Source organism: Pseudomonas corrugata, from assembly GCF_001269905.1.
In the GTDB taxonomy this organism is placed as follows: Bacteria; Pseudomonadota; Gammaproteobacteria; order Pseudomonadales; family Pseudomonadaceae; genus Aquipseudomonas; species Aquipseudomonas corrugata.
The window spans coordinates 193,252-216,636 of sequence record NZ_LHVK01000014.1 but is presented as its reverse complement, the minus strand read 5'-3'; the positions used below and the strand labels follow the sequence as shown (position 1 = coordinate 216,636).

Here is a 23,385-nt window from a genome sequence, read left to right as displayed (position 1 = left end):
ATGTTTCCTCATTGGCCACGATGCGGAATTAACGGTCACCCGAGCAGCGTACCTGGTATTGGCTGTGTGGCTTTGCGGCACGGTCCCGGTACTCGTCTGACAATGGAGCGTCGTAGATGAGCAACAAGAACAACGATGACCTGAAGTACCAGGCCTCGGAAAATACCCTGGGGTTGAATCCTGTCGTCGGCTTGCGCAGAAAAGACCTGCTGGCCTCTGCTCGCATGGTGCTGGCCCAGACTCTCAAGCAACCGCTGCACAGCGCCAGGCATGTCGCCCATTTCGGTGCCGAGCTCAAGAATGTCCTGTTTGGCAAGTCAGAGCTGCAGCCTGCCGCCGATGACCGCCGCTTCAACGACCCGGCATGGAGCCAGAACCCGCTCTACAAACGCTACATGCAGACCTACCTGGCATGGCGCAAGGAGCTGCACGCCTGGATCGATGACAGCAACCTGACGCCCCAGGACATCAGCCGCGGGCATTTCGTGATCAACCTGATGACCGAAGCCATGTCGCCGACCAACTCGGCGGCCAACCCGGCAGCGGTCAAGCGTTTCTTCGAAACCGGCGGCAAGAGCCTGCTGGACGGCTTGTCACACCTGGCCAAGGACCTGGTGAACAATGGCGGGATGCCGAGCCAGGTGGACATGGGCGCATTCGAAGTCGGCAAGAGCCTGGGAGTGACCGAAGGCGCGGTGGTGTTTCGCAATGACGTGCTGGAGCTGATCCAGTACCGCCCCATCACCGAGCAGGTCCACGAACGACCGCTGCTGGTGGTCCCGCCGCAGATCAACAAATTCTATGTTTTCGACCTGAGCCCGGATAAGAGCCTGGCGCGCTTCTGCCTGCGCAGCAATGTACAGACCTTCATCGTCAGCTGGCGCAACCCCACCAAGGAACAGCGCGAATGGGGCCTGTCGACCTACATCGAGGCGCTGAAGGAAGCGGTGGATGTCGTCACGGCCATCACCGGCAGCAAGGACGTGAACATGCTGGGAGCCTGTTCGGGTGGCATCACCTGCACCGCGCTGCTGGGCCATTACGCCGCTCTCGGCGAGAAGAAAGTCAACGCCCTGACCCTGCTGGTGAGCGTGCTCGACACCACCCTGGACACCGATGTGGCGCTGTTCGTCGACGAGCAGACCCTCGAAACCGCCAAGCGCCACTCCTACCAGGCGGGTGTGCTCGAAGGCCGCGACATGGCGAAGGTCTTCGCCTGGATGCGCCCCAACGACCTGATCTGGAACTACTGGGTCAACAACTACCTGCTGGGCAACGAGCCGCCGGTATTCGACATCCTCTTCTGGAACAACGACACCACGAGGCTTCCGGCGGCATTCCACGGCGACCTGATCGAAATGTTCAAGACCAACCCGTTGACCCGGCCCAATGCACTGGAAGTGTGCGGCACGCCGATCGATCTCAAGCAGGTCACCGCCGACATCTTTGCCCTTGCGGGCACCAACGACCACATCACGCCGTGGAAGTCCTGCTACAAGTCGGCGCAACTGTTCGGCGGCAAAGTGGATTTCGTGCTGTCGAGCAGCGGTCATATCCAGAGCATCCTCAACCCGCCGGGCAACCCCAAGTCGCGCTACATGACCAGTGAAGACATGCCCGCCAAGGCCGAGGACTGGCAGGAAAACTCCACCAAGCATACCGATTCATGGTGGCTGCACTGGCAGGCCTGGCAGGCCGAGCGCTCGGGCAAACTGAAAAAGGCACCCACCGTCCTGGGCAACAAGACCTACGTGGCGGGTGAAGCGGCGCCTGGCACGTACGTGCATGAGCGGTAACGGATGCGACTGGCCTGCCGATATCCTGATGTGAGGCAGGGCTCGCTCGCTGCGAACCCAATCCCATACCCGCAGCAAATCCCCTGTGGGAGCGAGCCTGCTCGCGATAGCGCCAGATCAGTCAAATCCATACCGACTGACCCGACGCCATCGCGAGCAGGCTCGCTCCCACAAAGACTCGGGGAAAAATGAAAGATAGCGACATAACCCACAGGGCTTGAAGCATGCCGCAACCGTACATCTTCCGTACCGTCGATCTGGATGGCCAGACCTTGCGCACCGCGGTACGCCCCGGCAAGCCTCACTTGACGCCCCTGCTGATTTTCAACGGCATCGGCGCCAACCTGGAGCTGGTGTTCCCGTTCATCGAGGCCCTGGACCCGGACCTGGAAGTCATTGCCTTCGATGTGCCCGGTGTCGGCGGTTCATCGACACCCAGCCGGCCCTATCGCTTTCCCGGCCTGGCAAAGCTGGCCGCGCGTATGCTCGATTACCTCGATTACGGTCAGGTCAGCGTGGTCGGTGTGTCTTGGGGCGGTGCCCTGGCCCAGCAGTTCGCACACGACTACCCGGAGCGCTGCAAGAAACTGATCCTGGCGGCCACGGCCGCCGGAGCGGTGATGGTGCCGGGCAAGCCGAAGGTACTGTGGATGATGGCCAGCCCCAGGCGCTACGTTCAGCCCTCCCATGTGCTGCGCATCGCGCCGCTGATCTACGGCGGCTCGTTCCGCCGCGACCCGAACCTGGCAACCAGCCACGCGGCCAGGGTCCGCTCGGCGGGCAAGCTCGGTTATTACTGGCAACTGTTCGCCGGCCTGGGCTGGACCAGTATCCACTGGCTGCACAAGATCCATCAGCCGACCCTGATCCTGGCCGGGGACGACGATCCGCTGATTCCATTGATCAACATGCGCATACTGGCCTGGCGCATCCCCAACTCACAGTTGCACATCATCGATGACGGCCACCTCTTCCTGATCACCCGGGCCGAGGCCGTGGCGCCCATCATCATGAAATTCCTGGAAGAAGAACGTCAGCGTGCGGTCATGCATCCGCATCCCACACCACAGGGTGGTGGCTGACGACCCCATCGCGCCTGGCAGGAAGCCGGAACGCGCAACTTCCGAAACAGCGACTATGTTGTCTGGTTCGGTGTGTTTGTTTTTAGCCTGATGATGAAGGAGTTGACTCATGCGCGACAAACCGGCGAAGAATTCCACCCCCGCCCCTGCCAGCTTCATCAATGCGCAAAGTGCGGTCACCGGCCTACGCGGCAAGGACCTGTTGTCCACCCTGCGCGACGTCGCCGCCTACGGCTTGCGCAACCCGATGCACAGCGCCCGGCACGCGTTGAAGCTGGGCGGTCAGTTGGGCCGTGTGTTGCTGGGGGAAACCCTGCACCCCACCAATCCCAAGGACAAGCGCTTCGCCGATCCCACCTGGGAGCTCAACCCTTTTTACCGTCGCAGCCTGCAGGCCTACCTGAGCTGGCAGAAACAGGTCAGGAGCTGGATCGACGATTGCGACATGACGCCTGATGATCATGCACGCGCGCACTTCGCCTTTTCCTTGCTCAACGACGCCGTAGCGCCCTCGAACACCTTGCTCAACCCGCTGGCGGTCAAGGAGTTTTTCAATTCCGGCGGCACCAGCCTGATCCGCGGCATCAGCCACCTGGTCGACGACCTGCTGCACAACGATGGGATGCCACGGCAGGTCACGCCCCATGCCTTCGAGGTCGGCAAGACCCTGGCAATCACGACCGGTGCGGTGGTGTTTCGCAATGAAATGCTGGAGCTGATCCAATACCGGCCCATGAGCGAAAAGCAATACGCCAAGCCGTTGCTGATCGTGCCGCCGCAGATCAACAAGTTCTACATTTTCGACCTGACCCCTTCCAACAGCGTCGTCCAGTACGCTCTGAAGAATGGCCTGCAGGTGTTCATTATCAGTTGGCGCAACCCGGACGTGCGCCACCGCGAGTGGGGTCTTTCCAGTTATGTGGAGGCGACCGAAGAAGCCATGAACGTCTGCCGGGCGATCACCGGTGCCCGTGAGGTCAACCTGATGGGGGCCTGCGCCGGCGGCACGACCATCGCCGCCCTGCAGGGCCATCTGCAAGCCAAGCGCCAACTGCGCCGGGTCGCCAGCGCGACGTACCTGGTAAGCCTGCTGGACTGCGAGATCGACAGCGCGGCCACCCTGTTCCTCGACGAGCAGGCCCTCGAAGCCGCCAAACGCCGCTCCTACCAGAAAGGCATCCTCGATGGCCGTGACATGGCCCGGGTATTCGCCTGGATGCGGCCCAACGACCTGGTATGGAATTACTTCATCAATAATTACCTGCTGGGCAAGGAGCCGCCGGCCTTCGACATCCTCTACTGGAACAACGACTCCACCCGCCTGCCGGCGGCCTATCACGGCGATCTGCTGGACCTCTTCAAGCACAACCCACTGACCCGTCCCGGGGCGCTGGAAGTGTGCGGCACGCCGATCGACCTGCAAAAGGTGACAGTGGACAGTTTCAGCGTGGCCGGTATAAACGACCACATCACCCCATGGGACGCGGTATATCGTTCGACCCTGCTGTTGGGAGGCGAGCGACGCTTCGTGCTCTCCAACAGCGGTCACATCCAGAGCATCATCAATCCGCCGGGCAATCCCAAGGCCAATTACGTCGAGAACCCGCAGTTGAGTGGCGATCCACGGGCATGGTACTACGATGGCAAACACGTCGATGGCAGCTGGTGGCCTCAATGGCTGGACTGGATTCAGGCGCGCTCCGGTGCCCGCCGTGAAACCCGGATGACCTTGGGCAATGCAAAATACCCACCACTGGAGGCGGCACCCGGAACCTATGTACGCGTGCGCTGAATGCCTCACTCCACGGTCGAGCTATCGGCCGTGGCACGACTCCACCACTAAGAAAACCGGATGAAAACCCGCGACCGTATTCTTGAGTGCGCCCTGCATCTGTTCAACGAAAAGGGCGAACCGAACGTATCCACACTGGAGATCGCCAACGAAATGGGCATCAGCCCCGGCAATCTCTATTACCACTTCCATGGCAAGGAGCCCCTTATCCTGGGGCTGTTCGAGCATTTCCAGGTAGAACTGTCACCGCTGCTGGATCCCCCCGCCGATGCACAACTGGCGCCGGAAGATTACTGGCTGTTCCTGCACCTGATCGTCGAACGCCTGGCTCAGTACCGGTTCCTGTTCCAGGACTTATCGAACCTGGCCGGACGCCTGCCGAAACTGGCCAAGGGTATCCGTCAGTTGCTCAATGCCCTGAAACGGACCCTCGCATCCCTGCTGGCACAACTCAAGGCCCAAGGACTCCTGGTCAGCGGCACCCAGGCCCTGGGGCAACTGGTGGAGCAGATCACCCTGACGTTGCTGTTCTCGCTGGACTACCAGCGGATTCTTGATCGCGAAGGGGAGGTCCGACTGGTGGTCTATCAGATCATGATGCTGGTGGCCCCGCACCTGCTGCCCGCGGCCAAGGCGACGACCGAGCGGTTGGCGTTGAGGTATCTGGAAGACCACGAATAACAAACTGTGGGAGCGGGCTTGCTCGCGAAGGCGGTATCTCAGCCGACATCATAGTGACTGGAACACCGCCTTCGCGAGCAAGCCCGCTCCCACAAGGGTCTTTTGCTACCCATCAAAAAACGCCCGACCTTCGCAGGCCGGGCGTTTTGTGTGTGCCCTGAAAATCAGGACTGACTGGTAGGCGTCGATGGAGCCGGCGCTGGAGTCGGGGTGGCAACCGGAGTCGGAGCCGAGACGGAATTTGCCGTGCTCGTCGGGGTCGCCGGTTTTGCGACGGCTGCCGGTGCCTTGGGTGCCGCTGCTTTTGGCGCGGTCGCTTTCTTCACGGCAGGCTTTTTCGCGGCGGCAGGTTTGGCTGCTGCTTTTACCGCGGGCTTGGCCGCCGGTTTCGCAGCAGGTTTCGCCGCCGCGGTTTTTGCCGCAGGCTTCGCCGCTGGTTTGGCCGCTGCAGGCTTGGCTGCCGCTTTGGCCGCTACCGGTTTGGCTGCTGCTTTGACAGCAGGCTTGGCCGCAGCGGTTTTTGCAGCTGGCTTGGCCGCAGCTTTTACTGCAGGTTTGGCAACGGTTTTTGCCGCTGCTTTAACCAATGGTTTGGCTGCTGTTTTGGTAGCCGGCTTGGCCGCTGCAGTCTTGGCTGCCACCGGCGCGACTTTCGCCCCGGTGAGTTTTTCGATCTGCTTGGTCAGCGTGTCGACCTTACTGTGCAATGCCTTGACTTCATTGCGGCTTGGCACGCCCAGGCGAGAGATCGCGCTGTTCAGGCGCTTGTCGAAAGCACCTTCCAGTTCGTCCCATTTGCCCAGCGCACGATCCTTCACGCCGCTCATTCGCGACTTGGCGGACTCGGCAGAGCCCTTGGCGGCATCGACTTGTTTGCCGACCGCCGTCTTGGTGAGTTTTTCGGCCTTTTCACCGTCCTTAACCAGGGACTCGAAGAGTTTGCTGCCGTCAGTGTCGATCTTCGAGTACACGCCTAAACCAGCAAGCCAGATTTTGCGGGAGTATTTTTCAATCTTCCCGGCCCACGAGCTGCTTTCTTTTTCGGTTGTTTTTTTGCCAGCCATCCCGTTCTCCTTAATGTTTACGCGTCACACGTTCGAGCAGTGCCGTCAGCTCATCGAGCTTGGCAGAGAGTGCCTCAACGTCATGTTTAGACGGAATGCCGATACGATTCAAGGCACTTGCAACACGGGCATCGAATACCTTCTCGACTTTATCGAGTTGTACTTCAACCCGGGCCTTGAAAGTATTGACGTCGGCCTTGGCTTCAATCAGTTCGCTGTTGGCCGCTTCAAGTTTTCCGGCAATGTTCTTTTTACCTTTGGTTTCAACAACTTCGCCAGCCTTGACCAACTCCTGGAAGTACTCGCTGCCTTCCTGGCCGACCTTGGTGTAGGCGCCCAGGCCAGCCAGCCAGATCTTGCGCGCATACGTTTTCACGTCGCTGAGCGTGGAAGATTCAACGTCGGTTTTTTTCTTCAGAATAACTTTGGCCATGGTGCACCTCACTGGAAAACAGGTTGGAGGAACTGCCCGCATGCGGACGGGCTCAGGCACAAAGTAGGGAGAATAATTAGAAACGGCACCCTAACAACTCACACAAATTGAAAGCACTGACTTTCTCTGTGGGAGAGAGCCTGCTCGCGAAGGCGGTGTCACAGTCACAACATCATCATTGAATGACCCACCGCCATCGCGAGCAGGCTCGCTCCCACAGGAGGAAGTGCCAGGCATGCGTACGGTGTCAGGCCAACGCCTTATCCAGCGCCTTTTCAATCTCCGTCTTGATCATCCCGCTCATGGCCGACATCAACAGGCCCAGCTTCACGTCGACGCGGATCAGGTCCTCGCCGACCTCCACCGCGCCCTCGACTCCGGAACCCTTGAACTCCAGCGTGTCGCCAACCCACTGCGGCTTCAGGCCATAGCTGTCGGATAATTTCTGCGCCAACTGGTCGGCCTTCGCGCGGGCCGCTTCCTTGCCCAGGTCATGGGTACGCTCAACACTGATTTTGGCCATTTGCTGACTCCTGTTATATCGGCAATTGCCCGGACTGCGTCAAAACGTCCCGGCGGTGGTTCATCTTACCTTCAGCCTTGCCAAGACAAAGCCCTCCACCGGGATTAGAATGTCCCGCATTCTTTTTTGGTGACAGCGATATGACTGATCAGCGCAAAGGCAGCGATGCCGAACCCACCACTCACTTCGGCTTCAAGAACGTGCCGGAAAGCCAGAAGGCGGAAAAAGTCGCTGAGGTTTTCCACTCGGTAGCCGCCAAATATGACTTGATGAACGATCTGCTCTCGGGCGGCATGCACCGCCTGTGGAAGCGCTTCGCGATCGAGCTGTCGGGCGTGCGTAGCGGCAATCGCGTGCTGGATATCGCCGGCGGTACGGGAGACCTCACGAAAAAATTCTCCCACATCGTTGGGCCGACCGGCCACGTGGTGCTCGCCGACATCAACGAATCCATGCTCAAGGTCGGTCGCGACCGTCTGCTGGACCTGGGGGTGGCTGGAAATGTCGAGTTCGTCCAGGCCGACGCCGAGAAACTGCCCTTCCCGGACAACCACTTCGATTGCGTGACCATCGCCTTCGGCCTGCGCAACGTCACCCACAAGGAAGACGCCCTGCGCTCGATGCTGCGGGTGCTCAAACCCGGTGGCCGCCTGCTGGTGCTGGAATTCTCCAAACCCACCAACGCGCTGATGTCCAAGGCCTACGACGCCTACTCGTTTGCCTTCATGCCACTGATGGGCAAACTGATCACCAACGATGCGGAAAGCTATCGCTACCTGGCCGAATCGATCCGCATGCACCCGGATCAGGAAACCCTGAAGTCGATGATGGTCGAGGCGGGCTTCGACCGCGTGACCTACCACAACATGACCTCGGGTATCGTGGCCCTGCACCGCGGTATCAAGCCCTGATGCTGCTCGCCGGCCTGCTCGCCAGCGTCGAACTCGGCATCAACCGGATATTGCGCCTGGACAGCACGGCGCTGGCGCGCCTGGCGAATCTGGGCGGCAAGGTGATTGCCGTCGACTGCCGCAGCCCGGCGTTGCAGTTGTTTATCCTGCCCAGCGACGAAGGCCTGATGCTCGCCACCCACTGGGAGGCCGAGGCGGATTGCACCCTGCGCGCCCCGGCCTCGAGCCTGCTGAACCTGGCCCTGAGCAAGGACAAGACTGCGGTGTTGCACAGCCCCGACGTCGAACTTGAAGGCGACAGCGGCGCGCTGCTGGACCTGGCGGCCATCCTGCAGGACCTGGAGCTGGACTGGGAATACGAGCTGTTCCGCTGGCTCGGCCCGGTTGCCACCCAGTTGATCAGCGGCCATTTGCGCAGCCGCACGCGCTGGTATCGACAGGGGTTCGCCAGCCTGGGGCAGAATCTGAGTGAATACCTGGCCGAAGAATCGCGTACGCTCGTAGGAAAACGCGAGGCCGAAGCCCGTTTTAGTGAACTGGACCGGATCAAACTTGATCTGGAACGTCTCGAGGCGCGTTTCGAGCGCCTTTCCCGATCCCTTGAAACCAAGCGATAACGCATGAAGCTGCTTGCCGTCCGCCGTTTGTTGCGCATCCAGCGCGTCGTGATCCGTTACCGCCTCGATGACCTGCTGTTCGCCCTGCCTCTGCCCTGGTTTCTGCTGGCACTGCGATTCGCACTGCCGTGGCGCTGGTTCCCCCGCCGAACGCTGGACCTGAGTCGCGGTGCCCGCCTGCGCCTGGCCTTGCAGGACCTGGGACCGATCTTCATCAAGTTCGGGCAGATCCTCTCGACCCGCCGCGACCTGTTGCCCGAAGACATCGCCGATGAGCTGATGCTGCTGCAAGACCGCGTGCCACCGTTTGACTCCAAACTGTCGGTGACACTGATCGAGGAGCAACTGGGCAAGAAGATCAGCGAAGTCTTCAGCCGTTTCGATGTCGAACCCCTGGCTTCGGCTTCCGTGGCCCAGGTTCACGCCGCGCAGCTCAAGAGCGGCGAAGAAGTGGTGGTCAAGGTCATCCGCCCGGGCCTCAAGCCGGTCATCGCCCAAGACCTCGCGTGGCTGTTCATCCTTGCCCGCGCCGCCGAGCGACTGTCCGCCGATGCGCGCCTGCTGCACCCGGTTGATGTAGTGCTGGATTACGAGAAAACCATCTACGACGAACTCGACCTGCTGCGCGAGGCCGCCAACGCCAGTCAGTTGCGCCGCAACTTCGAAGGCTCGCCGCTGCTGTATGTACCGCAGGTCTATTGGGACTGGTGCCGCCCCAAAGTCCTGGTGATGGAGCGTATCTACGGTATTCAGGTTACCGACCTGGCAACCCTGGCCGACCAGCGCACCGACATGAAAATGCTCGCCGAACGTGGCGTGGAAATCTTCTTCACCCAGGTGTTCCGCGACAGCTTCTTCCACGCCGACATGCACCCCGGCAACATCTTTGTCAGCACCGTGCAGCCTTGGAGCCCGCAATACATAGCCATCGACTGCGGCATCGTCGGCAGCCTGACGCCCGAGGACCAGGATTACCTGGCCCGCAACCTGTTCGCGTTCTTCAAGCGCGACTACCGTCGCGTCGCGCAGCTGCACATCGATTCAGGCTGGGTACCGGCCGAGACCAAGCTCAACGAATTCGAAGCGGCGATCCGCACCGTGTGTGAGCCGATCTTCGAAAAACCGTTAAAAGATATTTCCTTCGGCCAGGTGCTGATGCGTCTGTTCCAGACCGCACGACGCTTCAACATGGAGGTCCAGCCGCAACTGGTGTTGTTGCAAAAGACCCTGCTGAACATCGAGGGCCTCGGTCGCCAGCTGTACCCGGACCTGGATCTGTGGAACACCGCACAGCCCTTCCTCGAACGCTGGATGCGCGAGCGCGTCAGCCCCAAGGCCCTGCTGGGCAACGTGCAGAGCCAGCTTGAGCAGATTCCGCACCTTGCCAACATGACCCGCGACCTGCTCGAACGCATGTCCCAGCCACACGCCCAGGACCCCGCTCCGCCATGGAAACGCCGCAAGGACGACTGGTTGCTGCGCCTGCTCGGCGCTGCACACCTGGGTGGCGGCGCGGTACTGGCGGCTGGTGGACCGTTGACCCAGGTGGGGCATTGGCCTGCCGCCGTGATGGTAATCGTTGGTTTGTATCTGGTCGTTCGGCGATAGCACGAATCAGCGGCAAGCTTTAAGCTGCAAGCCACAAGCTCACAGGTTGGCCCGTCAACCCAAGGTACAACCACAGATCCGCTTTCACCTGCAGCTTGAACCTTGCAGCTGCCGTCAGGACTACCGATGAAAAACTGGCAGGACGAAATCAAATGGGACGCTGACGGCCTGGTGCCGGCCATCGCCCAGGATCACAAGACCGGACGCGTGCTGATGATGGCCTGGATGAACCGCGAAGCCCTGGCCCTGACCGCCAGCGAAAACCGCGCCATCTACTGGTCACGTTCCCGTGGCAAGCTGTGGCGCAAGGGCGAAGAGTCCGGCCACGTGCAGCATCTGCATGAGATGCGCCTGGACTGCGACGGCGACGTCATCATCCTGATGGTCGAACAGGTCGGTGAAATTGCCTGTCACACCGGCCGACAAAGCTGCTTCTATCGCGTCTTCGAGAACGGCGACTGGAAAACCGTCGATCCGGTGCTCAAGGACCCGCATGCCATTTATTCAGGACATACCCATGAGTGATACCCTGACCCGCCTGGCCCAGGTGCTGGAAGAGCGCAAAGGCGCAGCGGCCGACAGTTCCTATGTCGCGAGTCTGTACCACAAGGGCCTGAACAAGATTCTGGAGAAAGTCGGCGAGGAATCGGTCGAGACCATCATCGCCGCCAAAGACGCCGCTATCAGCGGCGACTGCAGCGACGTGATCTACGAGACCGCCGATCTGTGGTTCCACAGCCTGGTCATGCTGGCTCAATTGGGGCAGCATCCGCAGGCTGTACTGGATGAACTGGACCGTCGCTTCGGTCTGTCCGGGCACGTCGAAAAAGCCTCGCGCCCGTCCGCCTGATCAATTATCGAGAGGAATAGCCACATGGGTATTTTTGACTGGAAACACTGGATCGTCATCCTGGTTGTCGTGGTACTGGTGTTCGGGACCAAGAAGCTGAAGAACCTGGGTACCGATGTCGGCGAATCGATCAAGGGCTTTCGCAAAGCCATGAACGACGACGAGAAACCGGCCGATCCGGCGGCAACCCCTGCCCAGCCCGTGCAACCGGCCCAACCGGTGCCGCCTCAAGCAGCACAGCCTGTGAATGCGCCGCACACCATCGATGTGCAGGCACAGAAAGTCGAAGAGCCGACCCGCAAAGACTCGTGAGCACTGACTAATGTTTGGGATCAGCTTCACTGAACTGCTGCTCGTCGGCCTCGTCGCCCTGCTGGTGCTGGGCCCCGAGCGCCTGCCGGGTGCTGCGCGCACCGCCGGTCTCTGGATCGGGCGCCTGAAGCGCAGCTTCAATGCGATCAAACAGGAAGTTGAGCGTGAAATCGGTGCCGACGAGATCCGTCGGCAACTTCACAACGAGCACATCCTGTCCCTGGAGCAGGAGGCGCGCAAGATCCTCGCGCCGACCCAGCAGGAGCCGACGCCGGTCCCGCCCGCGGCCGAACAGGCAACGGCGACCCAGGTGCCGGTGGCTGAACCCGCAGCGGTGCCAACTGAGCCAGTCGCGTCAGTAGAAACAGCCCCAACGGCGCCGAGACCGGCTCCCAACGACCCCACACAGCCGCCGCGAGCATCATGAGCAATATCCCAGAGAACGATCAGCCGATGCCGCTGGTATCGCACCTCACCGAGTTGCGCACCCGCCTGCTGCGTTGCGTGGCGGCGATTTTCATCATCTTCGCCGGGCTGTTCGCCTTCACCCAGCAGATCTACACCTTCGTCTCCACGCCGCTGCGCCAGTATTTGCCGGCAGGCGCGACCATGATCGCCACCGACGTGTCGTCGCCGTTCCTGACACCGCTGAAGCTGACGATGATGGTCTCGCTGTTCCTGGCGATCCCGGTGATCCTGCATCAGATCTGGGGCTTCATTGCACCGGGCCTGTACAAGCATGAGAAACGCGTTGCCGTGCCGTTGCTGGTTTCCAGCATCCTGCTGTTCTATACCGGCATGGCCTTCGCCTATTTCCTGGTGTTCCCGCTGATCTTCAAGTTCTTCGCCGCGGCCACCCCGGCCGGCGTAGAGATGATGACCGACATCACCAGTTACCTGGATTTCGTCATGACGCTGTTCTTCGCCTTCGGCGTGGCGTTCGAAATTCCCGTCGCGGTGGTGTTGCTGGTGTGGATTGGCGTAGTCGACGTCAGGTACCTGAAGAAGATCCGTCCATATGTGATCATCGGTTGCTTCGTGGTCGGCATGATCCTGACCCCACCGGACATTTTCTCCCAGACTTTGCTCGCGGTACCGATGTGGTTGCTGTTCGAGATCGGCGTGCTGTTCGGCGGCCTCGTGCGCAAGCGCAGCGAGCAGGCGGATGAGCAACCCGTCGACGACCACAACGACCAGCCGCCAGCGACCCAAGCGTGAACCTGCTGCTGCTCGAGGAGGCCGATTTCGTCGGTCCTGACCGGGTCGTCCTGAACGATCGTCGGTTGACCCACATGCAGGAAGTCCACCGCAGCGCCGTCGGCGACAGCCTGCGGGTTGGGCGGGTCGGCGGGTTGATGGGCAAGGCTCAGGTGTTGCGCCTTGAAGCCTGCGAGGCAGAGTTGCAAGTCACCCTCGATCAACCGCCGCCGGCCAAGCTACCACTGACTCTGGTACTGGCTCTGCCGCGTCCGAAGATGCTCCGGCGGGTGTTCCAGACCATTGCCACCATGGGCGTGCCGCGCGTCGTGCTGATCAACAGCTATCGCGTCGAGAAAAGCTTCTGGCAGACGCCCTTCCTCGAACCCGCGGCCATTCGCGAACAACTGATCCTCGGCCTGGAACAGGCCCGGGACAGTGTGCTGCCGGACATCATCATCGAAAAACGCTTCAAGCCCTTCGTCGAAGATCGCCTGCCTGCCATCGCCAATGGCACCCTGGGCCTGGTGGGTCATCCTGGCGACCACCCGCCCTGCCCCCGGGCATTGACGGAACCGGTCACGCTGGCGATTGGCCCCGAAGGCGGCTGGATTCCTTACGAGATCGACCTGCTGGGCAGGGCCGGCCTGCAACCGGTGCAGCTTGGCGAGCGAATCCTGCGGGTCGAGACCGCCGTTACGGCATTGCTCGCACGGCTGTTCTGATCTCCTCAGCGCAAAATCCCGGCAAATTTCTACAGATCCCGCTCAAGCCGCCGATATACCTCCCCATAAAACCAATTGGTCGCTCAAGGGAGTATCAGCATGTTCCGGTGGTTTGCTCAGAGTCTGGGAAACGTAAGCGTCAATCGCAAACTCGGCTTCGGCTTCGGCCTGGTACTGTTTCTCACCTTGATGATCGCCTTCACCGGTTGGTCCGGCTTGGGCAACGTCACCAGCCGGGGCGACAAACTGGGATTCATTGCCAGCCTGAACGACTTGAGCAAGGACTTGAGCCTGGCCAGCATTGATTACAACACCACGCGGGGCGAGAAAGGGCCGCAGCACGTCAACGACCTGCTGGACAAACTAGAGGCCGGGCTGAAGACCGCTCGCCAGTTGCTCGAACAGCCGGCCGATGTGGCCATGATCGATAAACAACTGGCCGCCGTGGCCGAGTACAAAAGCGCCTTTGCCGAAATGACCCGCGCCACCGTCGACCGCGAAGATGCCCGCAGCAAACTCGGCGCCAGTGCCGACAACGCTGTGGCCCGCATCGCCGAAGTGGAAAAATCGCTGTTGCAAGGCGGCGACATCACCCAGTTCAACAGCGTGGTGATCTTGAGCAAAGCGGTCCAGCAAGCGCGTTACCAGGTTCGCGGCTACACCTACAGCGGCAAGAGCGAAGCCCAGCAGCCGGCCCTCGAAGCCATCAGTGCCGTGCTCAAGCTGCTGGCGCGCCTGCCGGACCAACTGCCCCAGGAGCACGCCGCCAACCTGCAACAGGCCAACGATTCGTTCAATCTGTACCGCACGGCGGTCGCGCAGTTCCGTGACTCGCAGATCGAGAACGGTGCCGCCCTTCAGCGCATGGCCGAGCAAGGCCAAGTGCTGATCGACTCCAGCCAGAAGCTGACCGTGACCCAGACAGCCAAGCGTGACCACGACGTCGCCCAGGCCAAGACCGTCCTGATCGCCGCTGCCGCGCTGGCCCTGCTGTTCGGTGTCATTGCCGCCCTGCTCATCACCCGGCAGATCGTCGTCCCGCTCGGCCAGACCCTGCAGGTCGCCGAACGGGTAGCCGCGGGCGATCTGAGCCACAACCTGATCTCCGGGCGTCGCGACGAAATGGGCCAACTGCAACGCGCCATGCAAAGCATGACCGTGAGCCTGCGGCAGTTGATCGGAGGCATCAGCGAAGGCGTCACCCAGATCGCCAGCGCCGCCGAACAGCTTTCCGCCGTGACCGAGCAGACCAGCGCCGGGGTCAACAGCCAGAAGGTCGAGACCGATCAGGTCGCCACCGCCATGCACGAAATGACCGCCACGGTGCAGGAAGTCGCACGCAACGCCGAAGAAGCCTCCGAAGCTGCCGTCGCCGCGGATCAGCAGGCTCGCGAGGGCGAAAAAGTGGTCGGCGAAGCCATCGCCCAGATCGAGCGCCTGGCCGAGGAAGTGGGCCACTCCACCAACGCCATGAGCGATCTGAAGCGCGAGAGCGACAAAATCGGCAGCGTCCTGGACGTGATCAAATCTGTCGCCCAACAGACCAACCTGCTGGCCCTCAACGCCGCCATCGAGGCCGCCCGTGCCGGTGAAGCCGGGCGTGGGTTCGCCGTGGTCGCCGACGAAGTCCGCAGCCTGGCCCAGCGCACCCAGAAATCCACCGAAGAAATCGAGGAACTGATCGTCGGCCTGCAAAACGGCACCGAACAGGTCGCCACCATCATGGACAACAGCCGCAGCTTGACCGACAGCAGCGTCGATCTGACCCGCCGGGCCGGCGGTTCGCTGGAAAACATCACCCGCACGGTCTCGGCCATCCAGTCGATGAACCAGCAGATCGCCGCCGCGGCCGAACAACAGAGCGCCACGGCCGAGGAGATCAACCGCAGTGTATTGAACGTGCGCGACGTCTCCGAACAAACCTCCGCCGCCAGCGAAGAGACCGCCAGCTCCAGTGCCGAGCTGGCGCGACTCGGCATTCATTTACAGACGCTGGTGGGGCGGTTCAAGGTCTAGAGATACACAATCCTTCCCCTGTGGGAGCTGAGCTTGCTCGCGATGAAGGCGGCGCGGTCCTTCTGCAAGATCGCGTTATCGTTCATCGCGAGCAGGCTCGCTCCCACAGGATTGGGTGCTGTTGTCGGGAGTTGAGCCTGAGCAAGCTGCCCCCACGGTGGACGGATTTGCGACTGATTCTTAACCGAACAAGAGCACGCCCCCTCCCATCCAATCCCCCACCTATTTCCTACAGATCTGCATTGCATGGTCGATACTCTCCTCATAAGGCCTACAAAAAGCTCCGAAGGAGTATCGGCATGTTCAGTTGGCTAACCGAAAAGCTGGGAAACGTAAGTGTCAATCGCAAGTTGGGCGTCGGTTTCGGCCTGGTCTTGCTCATGACGGTCCTTAGTACTTTTGCAGGCTGGGACAGCCTGAGCAGCGTGATCAGTCGGGCGGACAAACAGGCCGCCATCGCCCATCTCAACGAGACGGCCAAGGACTTGCGAGTCGCTCGCCTCGAATACGAAATGCGCCGCGGTGAGCAAGGCCCCGCCGCCGTCAACGATCTCCTGGGCAAGCTCCAGGAGGGCTTGCAAGCCGCTCTCAAACAATTTGTACGAGCCGTTGACCAGCAGATGTTCAACCAGCAGCTGGCGATCCTCGATGAGTACAAACGCGCCTTTAACGACCTGACCCAAGCGACAGATAACCGCGAATCGGCCCGGTCCAAGCTCGGTGCCACCGCCGACAACGCCGTGGCCAAGGTCGCGGAAGTTGAAAAGTCACTGCTGCAAGGCGACAGCATCGCGCAATTCAACAGCGTGATCGAGCTGAGCAAATTGATCCAGCAGGCCCGTTTCCAGGTTCGAGGCTACACCTACAGTGGCAAGACCGAAGCCGAACAACCGGCACTGGAAGCAATTGACGACGCTTTGAAAAATCTCGCAAGCCTGCCGAGCAGACTGCCGGAACAACATATCGCCAACCTGCAACAAGCCACCGAATCACTCAAGGGTTATCGCGCCGCCGTCAGCCTTTTTCGTGATTCGCAAGTTGCCAGCGCCGCCGCACTCAAAAGAATGATGGATCAAGACGCCCTCCTGAAGGAGCTGAACAACGAGCTGACCATCTCGCAAGTTGAAAAACGCGACCAGGAGACGGCTCAAGCGAAAAACACCTTGATCATTGTCGCCCTCCTGGCCTTGGCATTCGGGCTGCTTGCCGCATGGTTGATCACGCGGCAGATCGTCGCTCCGCTGCAGCAGACGCTGATCGCTGTCGAACGTGTCGCCTCGGGCGACCTGAGTCAAAACCTTGAGGTCAGCCGTCGCGACGAGATGGGCCAGCTGCAAGGCAGCTTGCAACGGATGGTCGTCAGTCTGCGGGAATTGATCGGCGGTATCAGAGACGGTGTGACGCAGATCGCCAGCGCCGCCGAACAGCTTTCGGCCGTGACAGAACAAACCAGCGCCGGAGTCAACAGCCAGAAGGTCGAGACCGATCAGGTCGCCACCGCCATGCACGAAATGACCGCCACGGTGCAGGACGTGGCGCGCAACGCCGAGGAAGCCTCCGAAGCCGCCGTCGCCGCCGACCAGCAAGCCCGCGAGGGCGAGCGGGTGGTCGGCGAAGCCATCGCCCAGATCGAGCGCTTGGCCAACGAGGTCGGCAACTCCACCGAAGCGATGAGCCATCTCAAACACGAGAGCGACAAGATCGGCAGCGTGCTGGACGTCATCAAGTCCGTAGCCCAGCAAACCAACCTGCTGGCGCTCAATGCCGCCATCGAAGCCGCTCGCGCCGGTGAGGCGGGGCGTGGTTTCGCAGTGGTCGCCGACGAAGTCCGCAGCCTGGCCCAACGCACTCAGAAATCCACCGAAGAGATCGAAGAACTCATCCTCGGGCTGCAAAGCGGAACCGAAAAGGTTGCGAGCATCATGGACAACAGCCGCGGCCTGACCGACAGCAGCGTCGAACTCACCCGCCGAGCCGGTGGCTCCCTGGAAAACATCACCCGCACGGTCTCGGCCATCCAGTCGATGAACCAGCAGATCGCCGCTGCGGCCGAACAGCAGAGCGCCACGGCCGAAGAGATCAACCGCAGCGTGCTGAACGTGCGCGACGTCTCCGAACAAACCTCCGCCGCCAGCGAAGAAACCGCCGCCTCCAGCGCCGAACTGGCACGCCTCGGCGTTCATCTGCAGACGTTGGTGGGGCGGTTCAAGGTCTAGACAATACCCCCTCCCCGGTGGGAGCAGAGCTTGCTCGCGATGAAAGCGCCGCGGTTCTTCTGCAAGATCGCGTTATCGTTCATCGCGGGCAAGCCTTGCTCCCACTGACGACACCGTCCCCTGTGGGAGCGAGCCTGCTCGCGATGAAAGCGCCGCGCTTCTTCTGTCAGACCGCGTTATCGTTCATCGCGAGCAGGCTCGCTCCCACAGGATTGGGTGCTGTTGTCGGGAGTTGAGCAGGGCTACATCGTCTTGCGCCATTGCCTACAACTGCGCCAGAATCCGCCGGCTTGTGCGCTTGGGGTCTGGGTCCTATTGTTTGCGGGTCGCTGTCGGTTCAGCGATCGGGTTTAGCAGCTCGGACAATCCTAGACGTACAGTTCTCCACATTCGTGTTCAGACTTCAGTGTCTACACGTCTATGTCATGGCGGTTGTGCGTGGGAGACCTCAGGGTCTGCCGGGTTCTAGGGGCCGGTCTGCTAACCCGCGTACAGTCGCCACCTTTTTTGTTTAGCAGCGAATTCTGGCGGCTCCATTACCCTAGGAGCATCACCATGTTCAAGATCACACCCAATCCTCCGGAAACGGACCCAGCCTCTTCCTATACCGGCCTCGACCCCGAAAAACTCCAGGAAGCCACCGAGCGGGCATTGGATTTCTACCTGAAACCGAAACAGGCGGAACCCGAGAAGGTGCCGCCCCCTGGCCAGCTCTTCACCATTGTGGACGATATCGACACCGAGTGTCTGCTGGCCAACCTCAGCGAGACCCTGGCTTCGGCCAATGTCATGGCCAGCGACCTGGCGTTCGAGCTGGATGGCTCGCGACGGCATTTTGCCTTGGGTCTTCAGCAGTTGATTGAGTTGAGCAATCTGCTGGCGAATCGGGCACTGGATCGGGTCGATCCACGAGCTGAAGCCGAGTGATGTTGTGGCGAGGGGATTTATCCCCTCGCCACAGGGGTGGTGCTCACAAGACACCCAACAAAAAGCCCCGCTTCCTTTTGGGAAGCGGGGCTTTTGCGCATCAGGCCACTTGAGTCTGTGCGCTCACCGGCCGAAGCGGTAGCAGCGGTGCATGGGGATCGGCCTTGACCGATGCCCGCCATGCCGCCAGCCATTCGGAGTGGCCTTCACTCCAGACCTGCTCATGCAGTCGGGACAGGACCACCGGATCGCTCAGCAGCGCCAGGCGCTCGCCGTTATTGAGCCCGGCCGGGCCGACCTTCAAGGCATGACGAACGCGTTCGACCCGCAGCCATTCGATCGGCTCGGCCTGGCCGTGCCGGGACGTCGCCAACGCATACGCCAGGGCGTTTTGCTGTGGGTCGACCACCGCACGAATGAAGCCGTCGTTCAATGCATGCCAACGGTTCTCGTGAGTGTACTGGTCTGTCGACAGCAGCTCCTGTGGGGGCGCGTATTCCTCAGGGATCAGGAACAGGCTTTCATCACGGGACTTCAAGCCCAGGCCTACACGGCTGGAGATCACCGACACCGGGATCGACAGCATCAACGAACCGACGATAGGCACCAACCACCACAGGAAGCTCGGGTTCAACCAGATCACCAGCAGCGCCCAGAAGAAGCCCAGCAGGGTCTGCGGACCGTGGCGCTTGACCGCTTCGCTCCAAGGCGTCGAGTCATCGTCACGTTGCGGCGAGTTCCAGGTGGCGGCCCAGCCCAGGAACGCGGCGAGCACGAAACGGGTGTGGAAGATCATCCGCACCGGCGCCAGCAACATGGAGAACAACATCTCCAGCAGCATCGACACCGTCACCTTGAACTTGCCACCGAACTCCTTCGCACCCTTGGCCCAGATCAGAACGATGCTCAACAGCTTGGGCAGGAACAGCAGCACGATCGTGGTGGAGAACAGGGCGATGGCCTTCTCTGGATGCCATTGCGGCCAGAGCGGATACAGCTGGCGTGGCTCGAGGAAGTATTGCGGCTCCATCAGTGTGTTCACCGCCAGCAGCGCAGTGGACAGCACCAGGAAGAAGAACCACAAAGGCGCCGACAGGTAGGACATCACCCCGGTCAGGAACACCGCACGGTGCACCGGGTGCATGCCCTTGACCAGGAACAGCCGGAAGTTCATCAGGTTGCCGTGGCACCAGCGACGGTCACGCTTGAGCTCGTCCAGCAGGTTCGGCGGCAACTCTTCGTAGCTGCCTGGCAGATCATAGGCAATCCACACGCCCCAGCCGGCACGGCGCATCAGCGCGGCTTCGACGAAGTCGTGGGACAGGATCGCACCGGCGAACGCGCCTTTGCCCGGCAGCGGCGCCAGGGCGCAGTGCTCGATGAACGGCTTCATGCGGATGATCGCGTTGTGGCCCCAGTAGTGGGATTCCCCCAACTGCCAGAAGTGCAGCCCGGCGGTGAACAGCGGACCGTAAACCCGCGTAGCGAACTGCTGCATGCGTGCATACAGCGTGTCCATGCCCGAGGCTTTGGGCGCGGTCTGGATGATGCCCGCATCCGGCGTGGCTTCCATCAAGCGCACCAGGCTGGTCAGGCACTCGCCACTCATGACGCTGTCGGCGTCGAGCACGACCATGTACTTGTAGTCGCTGCCCCAACGACGGCAGAAGTCATCGAGGTTGCCGCTCTTGCGCTTCACGCGACGACGGCGGCGGCGATAGAAAATCTTGCCCAGACCGCCGGCTTCGCGACAGACATCCAGCCAGGCCTGCTGTTCGGCGACGCAGATATCGGTCTCGTTACTGTCGCTGAGCACGAAGAAGTCGAAACGATCCAGATCACCCGTGGCCTTCACCGACTCGAAGGTCGCGCGCAAGCCGGCAAACACACGGGGTACGTCTTCGTTGCAGATCGGCATCACCAGTGCGGTGCGGGCGTCCTTGGGAATCGGCTCGTTGCCGGCACTGGCGCCGGAAATGCGGTACTTGTCGTGACCGGTGAGCAACTCCAGGAAGCCCATCAGCGCCGTCCAGAAACCGGCCGATACCCAGCAGAACAGAATCCCGAACAGGATCAGGATGCTGGTTTGCAGGGCATACGGCAGCACTTGCGTGGCCGTCTGCAGCAGTGGCTGGTGCAGGACTTCGTCCAGGTCCACGAACGACCAGCCTTGATACGGCATGATGCCTTTCATGTACCAGCCGGCAACGATGGTCTGGCCGAGCATGAGAATCAGCAGAATGTAACGGCGGATCGAGCCCACGGTTCGCCAACGGGCATGGGGCAGCACCCGCTCATCCTTGGGCGGCTTCGGCGGGTTGGTGCGACCGGTCATCCGGCGCCAGCCGCGCACCAGGATGTTGGTGCGCCAGGGTTCCGGCACGACTTTGGTCCGACGAATCGGCGGCGTGGCTTTCAGGCACACGCGACCGCTGGCGTCGAGCCCCAGCATCTCTGCATCCTCGAGCTCTTCGGCAGTGCTCAGGACCAGGCGACGCCCCACCGACGCTTGCGCCGCCTCGATGGGTGCGTCGAAGGTCGAAGACGAAAGACGTTCATGCAATTCGCTGAAAGACTTGCAGCCCGCCAACTCGGCGCGCTGCTGGTCAGTCATTGGCAAATGAGCCAGATATTCGCTGAGCGTCTCTGGCGGTACTGGCGTATTACTCATCGGCAGGCAACTGATAGCTCCAGGTCTCGGTCAGGACTTGTTCAGTCGGTTCCGGTTCCTGCGGGGTTGGGGTGGCCTCGGCGGCGTCGGATGCCTTGACGGCCTTGGCTTCTTCTTTGGCTTGTTCTTTGGCTTTTTCCGCTTCTTTCTCGCCTTGTTGCTTGGCGATCTTGTCGGCCTTGGCAAGGGTGGCGGTCACGGAATGCGAAGCGGCTGGCGCTTCGACAGGCGTCAATGGACGGACCAGTGCCGCGCGCATTTCAGTGGCCTGCTTCGCATCCTTGATCTTCAAGCGCAAAGTCAGGCGCCAGCCCTTGGTTTCAGGGTTGTAGCGCACACTGTTCTCGACGACTTCGGCGTTATTGCCAACGCTGACCTGGCTACGCACCTCGGCGTCTTCCGGCAGTGCCTGCAGGGAAGGACCTTCGAAATCCACCAGATAGGCCACGCTGCCGTCCGGCTGGCGAATCAGGTTGGATTGCTTCACATCGCCGGTGGAACGCAGGGTCTGCTTGACCCAGGCGCTGTCCGGCGAGTGCAGGCTGGCTTCGTCGAGGGTCCAGTGCAGGCGGTAGCTGAAGTCCAGCGGCTGGCCTGGCTCAGGCAGTTTTTCCGGGCTCCAGAAAGCAACGATGTTGTCGTTGGTTTCATCGGCGGTCGGGATTTCCACCAGATCGACAGAACCCTTGCCCCAGTCGCCTTTCGGTTCGATCCAGGCACTTGGACGCTTGTCGTAGCGGTCGTCCAGGTCTTCGTAGTGGCTGAAGTCACGACCACGTTGCAACAGGCCGAAACCACGCGGGTTTTCCACCGAGAAGTTGCTCACGGCCAGGTGTTTCGGGTTGTTCAGCGGACGCCAGATCCACTCGCCGTTGCCGGCATGGATCGACAGGCCGCTGGAATCGTGCAACTCGCGGCGGTAGTTCAGCACCTTGGACGGCTGGTTGGCGCCGAACAGGAACATGCTGGTCAGCGGGGCGACGCCCAGCTTGTTGACGCGGTCGCGCAGGAACATGCGTGCCTTCACGTCAACCACGGTGTCGGTACCCGGGCGCAGGATCAGGCGGTAGGCGCCGGTAGCCCGAGGCGAATCCAGCAGGGCGAAGATCACCAAGTGCTTGTCGGTAGGTCTCGGGCGCTGGATCCAGAACTCGCGAAAACGCGGGAACTCTTCACCGGACGGCAGCGCGGTATCGATTGCCATGCCGCGGGCGGACAAGCCGTAGGTCTGGCCCTTGCCGATGACGCGGAAATAGCTCGCGCCCAGCATGGTCATGATTTCGTCCTGCTTGTCTGCCTTGTTGATCGGGTACAACACGCGGAAACCCGCATAGCCCAATTGCTCGGTGGACTTTGGATCGAACTGGACGTCGCCGAAATCGAAGCGCGTCGGGTCGTATTTGATTTCTTCGACAGTGGTGGCGGTGATTTCGTTGATTTTCACCGGCGTATCGAAGTGCATGCCCTGGTGATAGAACGACAGCCTGAACGGCGTCTTCTGGTCGGCCCATTCGGCTTTTTCGGTACGGAAACGGATTTTTTGATAGTCGCCGAATTTCATGTCACGAAATTCGTTCGGCAGGTTGCTGCGCGGGGCTTCGAATTTTTGCCCGGCCAGTTCTTGAGCCTTCGCCGATACATCATCCAGGCTGAATGCCCACAGCTGACCCGCACCGAGCAGGCACAACAGCGCCGAGCCCGCTACCAGAGCGCTTCTAAACCGTTTGGCAGACATCTTTGGTGCATTACAGGGACTAACAATCACGAGCAACCCTCGCCGAAAACAGATCAAAAAACCAACGGCCAGATAAAGTATCCACTTGGTAACGGCATTGAAAAACCGACCGTGCGGAGCACCCTTGCCAAGTTGGCGAGCATTGTTCCGACTCCGATGGGGCAAAATGATTCCCCAAACGGCTCAGGACAAATCTCTACCTAAGTCAAATGGACCAGCGAACACTGAT

At 61.0% G+C, this 23,385-nt stretch carries 20 protein-coding genes and 2 pseudogenes; 17 read left to right on the top strand and 5 right to left on the bottom strand.

Annotation, left to right across the window (positions count from 1 at the left end):
• The first annotated feature begins 116 nt into the window (after positions 1-116).
• The 4 genes from phaC (AD665_RS19270) to AD665_RS19255 all read left to right on the top strand — a co-directional run bounded on the left by phaC (AD665_RS19270) (position 117) and on the right by AD665_RS19255 (position 5,351).
• Complete coding sequence (gene phaC / locus AD665_RS19270) at positions 117-1,796, top strand: class II poly(R)-hydroxyalkanoic acid synthase (protein ID WP_024779919.1); 1,680 nt, start codon at positions 117-119, stop codon at positions 1,794-1,796.
• Positions 1,797-2,020: 224 nt separating this feature from the next.
• Complete coding sequence (gene phaZ, locus AD665_RS19265) at positions 2,021-2,878, top strand: poly(3-hydroxyalkanoate) depolymerase (protein WP_024779920.1); 858 nt, start codon at positions 2,021-2,023, stop codon at positions 2,876-2,878.
• Between the two features lie 109 nt (positions 2,879-2,987).
• Positions 2,988-4,670 (top strand): class II poly(R)-hydroxyalkanoic acid synthase, encoded by a 1,683-nt coding sequence (phaC, locus tag AD665_RS19260; protein ID WP_053193201.1) that lies wholly within the window; start codon positions 2,988-2,990, stop codon positions 4,668-4,670.
• Between the two features lie 60 nt (positions 4,671-4,730).
• Positions 4,731-5,351, top strand: coding sequence for a TetR/AcrR family transcriptional regulator (locus AD665_RS19255; protein ID WP_024779922.1), 621 nt, complete (start codon positions 4,731-4,733; stop codon positions 5,349-5,351).
• Between the two features lie 164 nt (positions 5,352-5,515).
• On the opposite strand, the gene AD665_RS19250 is transcribed toward AD665_RS19255, so the two are convergent.
• The 3 genes from AD665_RS19250 to AD665_RS19240 form a co-directional block, all read right to left on the bottom strand.
• Positions 5,516-6,415, bottom strand: a complete 900-nt coding sequence (locus tag AD665_RS19250) for a phasin family protein (protein WP_024779923.1) — start codon at positions 6,413-6,415, stop codon at positions 5,516-5,518.
• A 10-nt stretch (positions 6,416-6,425) separates the two neighbouring features.
• Positions 6,426-6,848, bottom strand: a complete 423-nt coding sequence (locus AD665_RS19245) for a phasin family protein (protein ID WP_024779924.1) — start codon at positions 6,846-6,848, stop codon at positions 6,426-6,428.
• A gap of 247 nt (positions 6,849-7,095) precedes the next feature.
• Complete coding sequence (locus AD665_RS19240; protein WP_024779925.1) at positions 7,096-7,371, bottom strand: polyhydroxyalkanoic acid system family protein; 276 nt, start codon at positions 7,369-7,371, stop codon at positions 7,096-7,098.
• A 140-nt stretch (positions 7,372-7,511) separates the two neighbouring features.
• On the opposite strand from AD665_RS19240, the gene ubiE reads away from it, so the two are divergent.
• The 13 genes and pseudogenes from ubiE to AD665_RS19180 all read left to right on the top strand — a co-directional run bounded on the left by ubiE (position 7,512) and on the right by AD665_RS19180 (position 18,750).
• Complete coding sequence (gene ubiE / locus AD665_RS19235) at positions 7,512-8,282, top strand: bifunctional demethylmenaquinone methyltransferase/2-methoxy-6-polyprenyl-1,4-benzoquinol methylase UbiE (protein WP_024779926.1); 771 nt, start codon at positions 7,512-7,514, stop codon at positions 8,280-8,282.
• Positions 8,282-8,906, top strand: a pseudogene (locus AD665_RS19230) (ubiquinone biosynthesis accessory factor UbiJ). The gene ubiE and the pseudogene AD665_RS19230 overlap by 1 nt, the downstream one beginning before the upstream one ends.
• On the top strand, positions 8,903-10,507 hold the full coding sequence (gene ubiB, locus AD665_RS19225; RefSeq protein ID WP_024779927.1) for a ubiquinone biosynthesis regulatory protein kinase UbiB: 1,605 nt from the start codon (positions 8,903-8,905) through the stop codon (positions 10,505-10,507). The pseudogene AD665_RS19230 and the gene ubiB overlap by 4 nt, the downstream one beginning before the upstream one ends.
• A 126-nt stretch (positions 10,508-10,633) precedes the next feature.
• Complete coding sequence (gene hisI, locus AD665_RS19220; protein WP_024779928.1) at positions 10,634-11,032, top strand: phosphoribosyl-AMP cyclohydrolase; 399 nt, start codon at positions 10,634-10,636, stop codon at positions 11,030-11,032.
• Positions 11,025-11,357 carry a phosphoribosyl-ATP diphosphatase gene (locus AD665_RS19215; RefSeq protein ID WP_003186671.1) on the top strand — a complete coding sequence of 111 codons (333 nt, stop codon included), beginning with the start codon at positions 11,025-11,027 and terminating at the stop codon, positions 11,355-11,357. Before hisI ends, AD665_RS19215 begins: the two co-directional genes overlap by 8 nt.
• 24 nt (positions 11,358-11,381) lie before the next feature.
• Positions 11,382-11,669 carry a twin-arginine translocase TatA/TatE family subunit gene (locus AD665_RS19210; RefSeq protein ID WP_024779929.1) on the top strand — a complete coding sequence of 96 codons (288 nt, stop codon included), beginning with the start codon at positions 11,382-11,384 and terminating at the stop codon, positions 11,667-11,669.
• 10 nt (positions 11,670-11,679) lie between these two features.
• Entirely contained in the window at positions 11,680-12,096 is a 417-nt protein-coding gene (gene tatB, locus AD665_RS19205; RefSeq protein WP_024779930.1) for a Sec-independent protein translocase protein TatB, read from the top strand.
• Positions 12,093-12,887: a twin-arginine translocase subunit TatC gene (gene tatC, locus AD665_RS19200; RefSeq protein WP_024779931.1), complete on the top strand. Its 795-nt coding sequence runs from the start codon at positions 12,093-12,095 to the stop codon at positions 12,885-12,887. Before tatB ends, tatC begins: the two co-directional genes overlap by 4 nt.
• Entirely contained in the window at positions 12,884-13,591 is a 708-nt protein-coding gene (locus AD665_RS19195; protein WP_053193198.1) for a 16S rRNA (uracil(1498)-N(3))-methyltransferase, read from the top strand. The genes tatC and AD665_RS19195 overlap by 4 nt, the downstream gene beginning before the upstream one ends.
• A gap of 99 nt (positions 13,592-13,690) precedes the next feature.
• Positions 13,691-15,607, top strand: a complete 1,917-nt coding sequence (locus tag AD665_RS19190) for a methyl-accepting chemotaxis protein (protein WP_053193195.1) — start codon at positions 13,691-13,693, stop codon at positions 15,605-15,607.
• 299 nt (positions 15,608-15,906) lie between these two features.
• Positions 15,907-16,968: pseudogene (locus AD665_RS28205) on the top strand (methyl-accepting chemotaxis protein); the annotation flags it as partial.
• Positions 16,960-17,823: a methyl-accepting chemotaxis protein gene (locus AD665_RS28200; RefSeq protein ID WP_392396948.1), complete on the top strand. Its 864-nt coding sequence runs from the start codon at positions 16,960-16,962 to the stop codon at positions 17,821-17,823. The pseudogene AD665_RS28205 and the gene AD665_RS28200, both read left to right, overlap by 9 nt.
• A 555-nt stretch (positions 17,824-18,378) precedes the next feature.
• Positions 18,379-18,750, top strand: coding sequence for a DUF6124 family protein (locus tag AD665_RS19180; protein WP_024778100.1), 372 nt, complete (start codon positions 18,379-18,381; stop codon positions 18,748-18,750).
• 100 nt (positions 18,751-18,850) lie between these two features.
• Here AD665_RS19180 and mdoH read toward each other — a convergent pair whose 3' ends face one another.
• Together mdoH and AD665_RS19170 are read right to left on the bottom strand one after the other, a co-directional pair.
• Positions 18,851-21,421, bottom strand: a complete 2,571-nt coding sequence (gene mdoH, locus AD665_RS19175) for a glucans biosynthesis glucosyltransferase MdoH (protein WP_024778099.1) — start codon at positions 21,419-21,421, stop codon at positions 18,851-18,853.
• Complete coding sequence (locus AD665_RS19170) at positions 21,414-23,186, bottom strand: glucan biosynthesis protein G (RefSeq protein ID WP_024778098.1); 1,773 nt, start codon at positions 23,184-23,186, stop codon at positions 21,414-21,416. Before AD665_RS19170 ends, mdoH begins: the two co-directional genes overlap by 8 nt.
• Positions 23,187-23,385 lie beyond the last annotated feature (199 nt).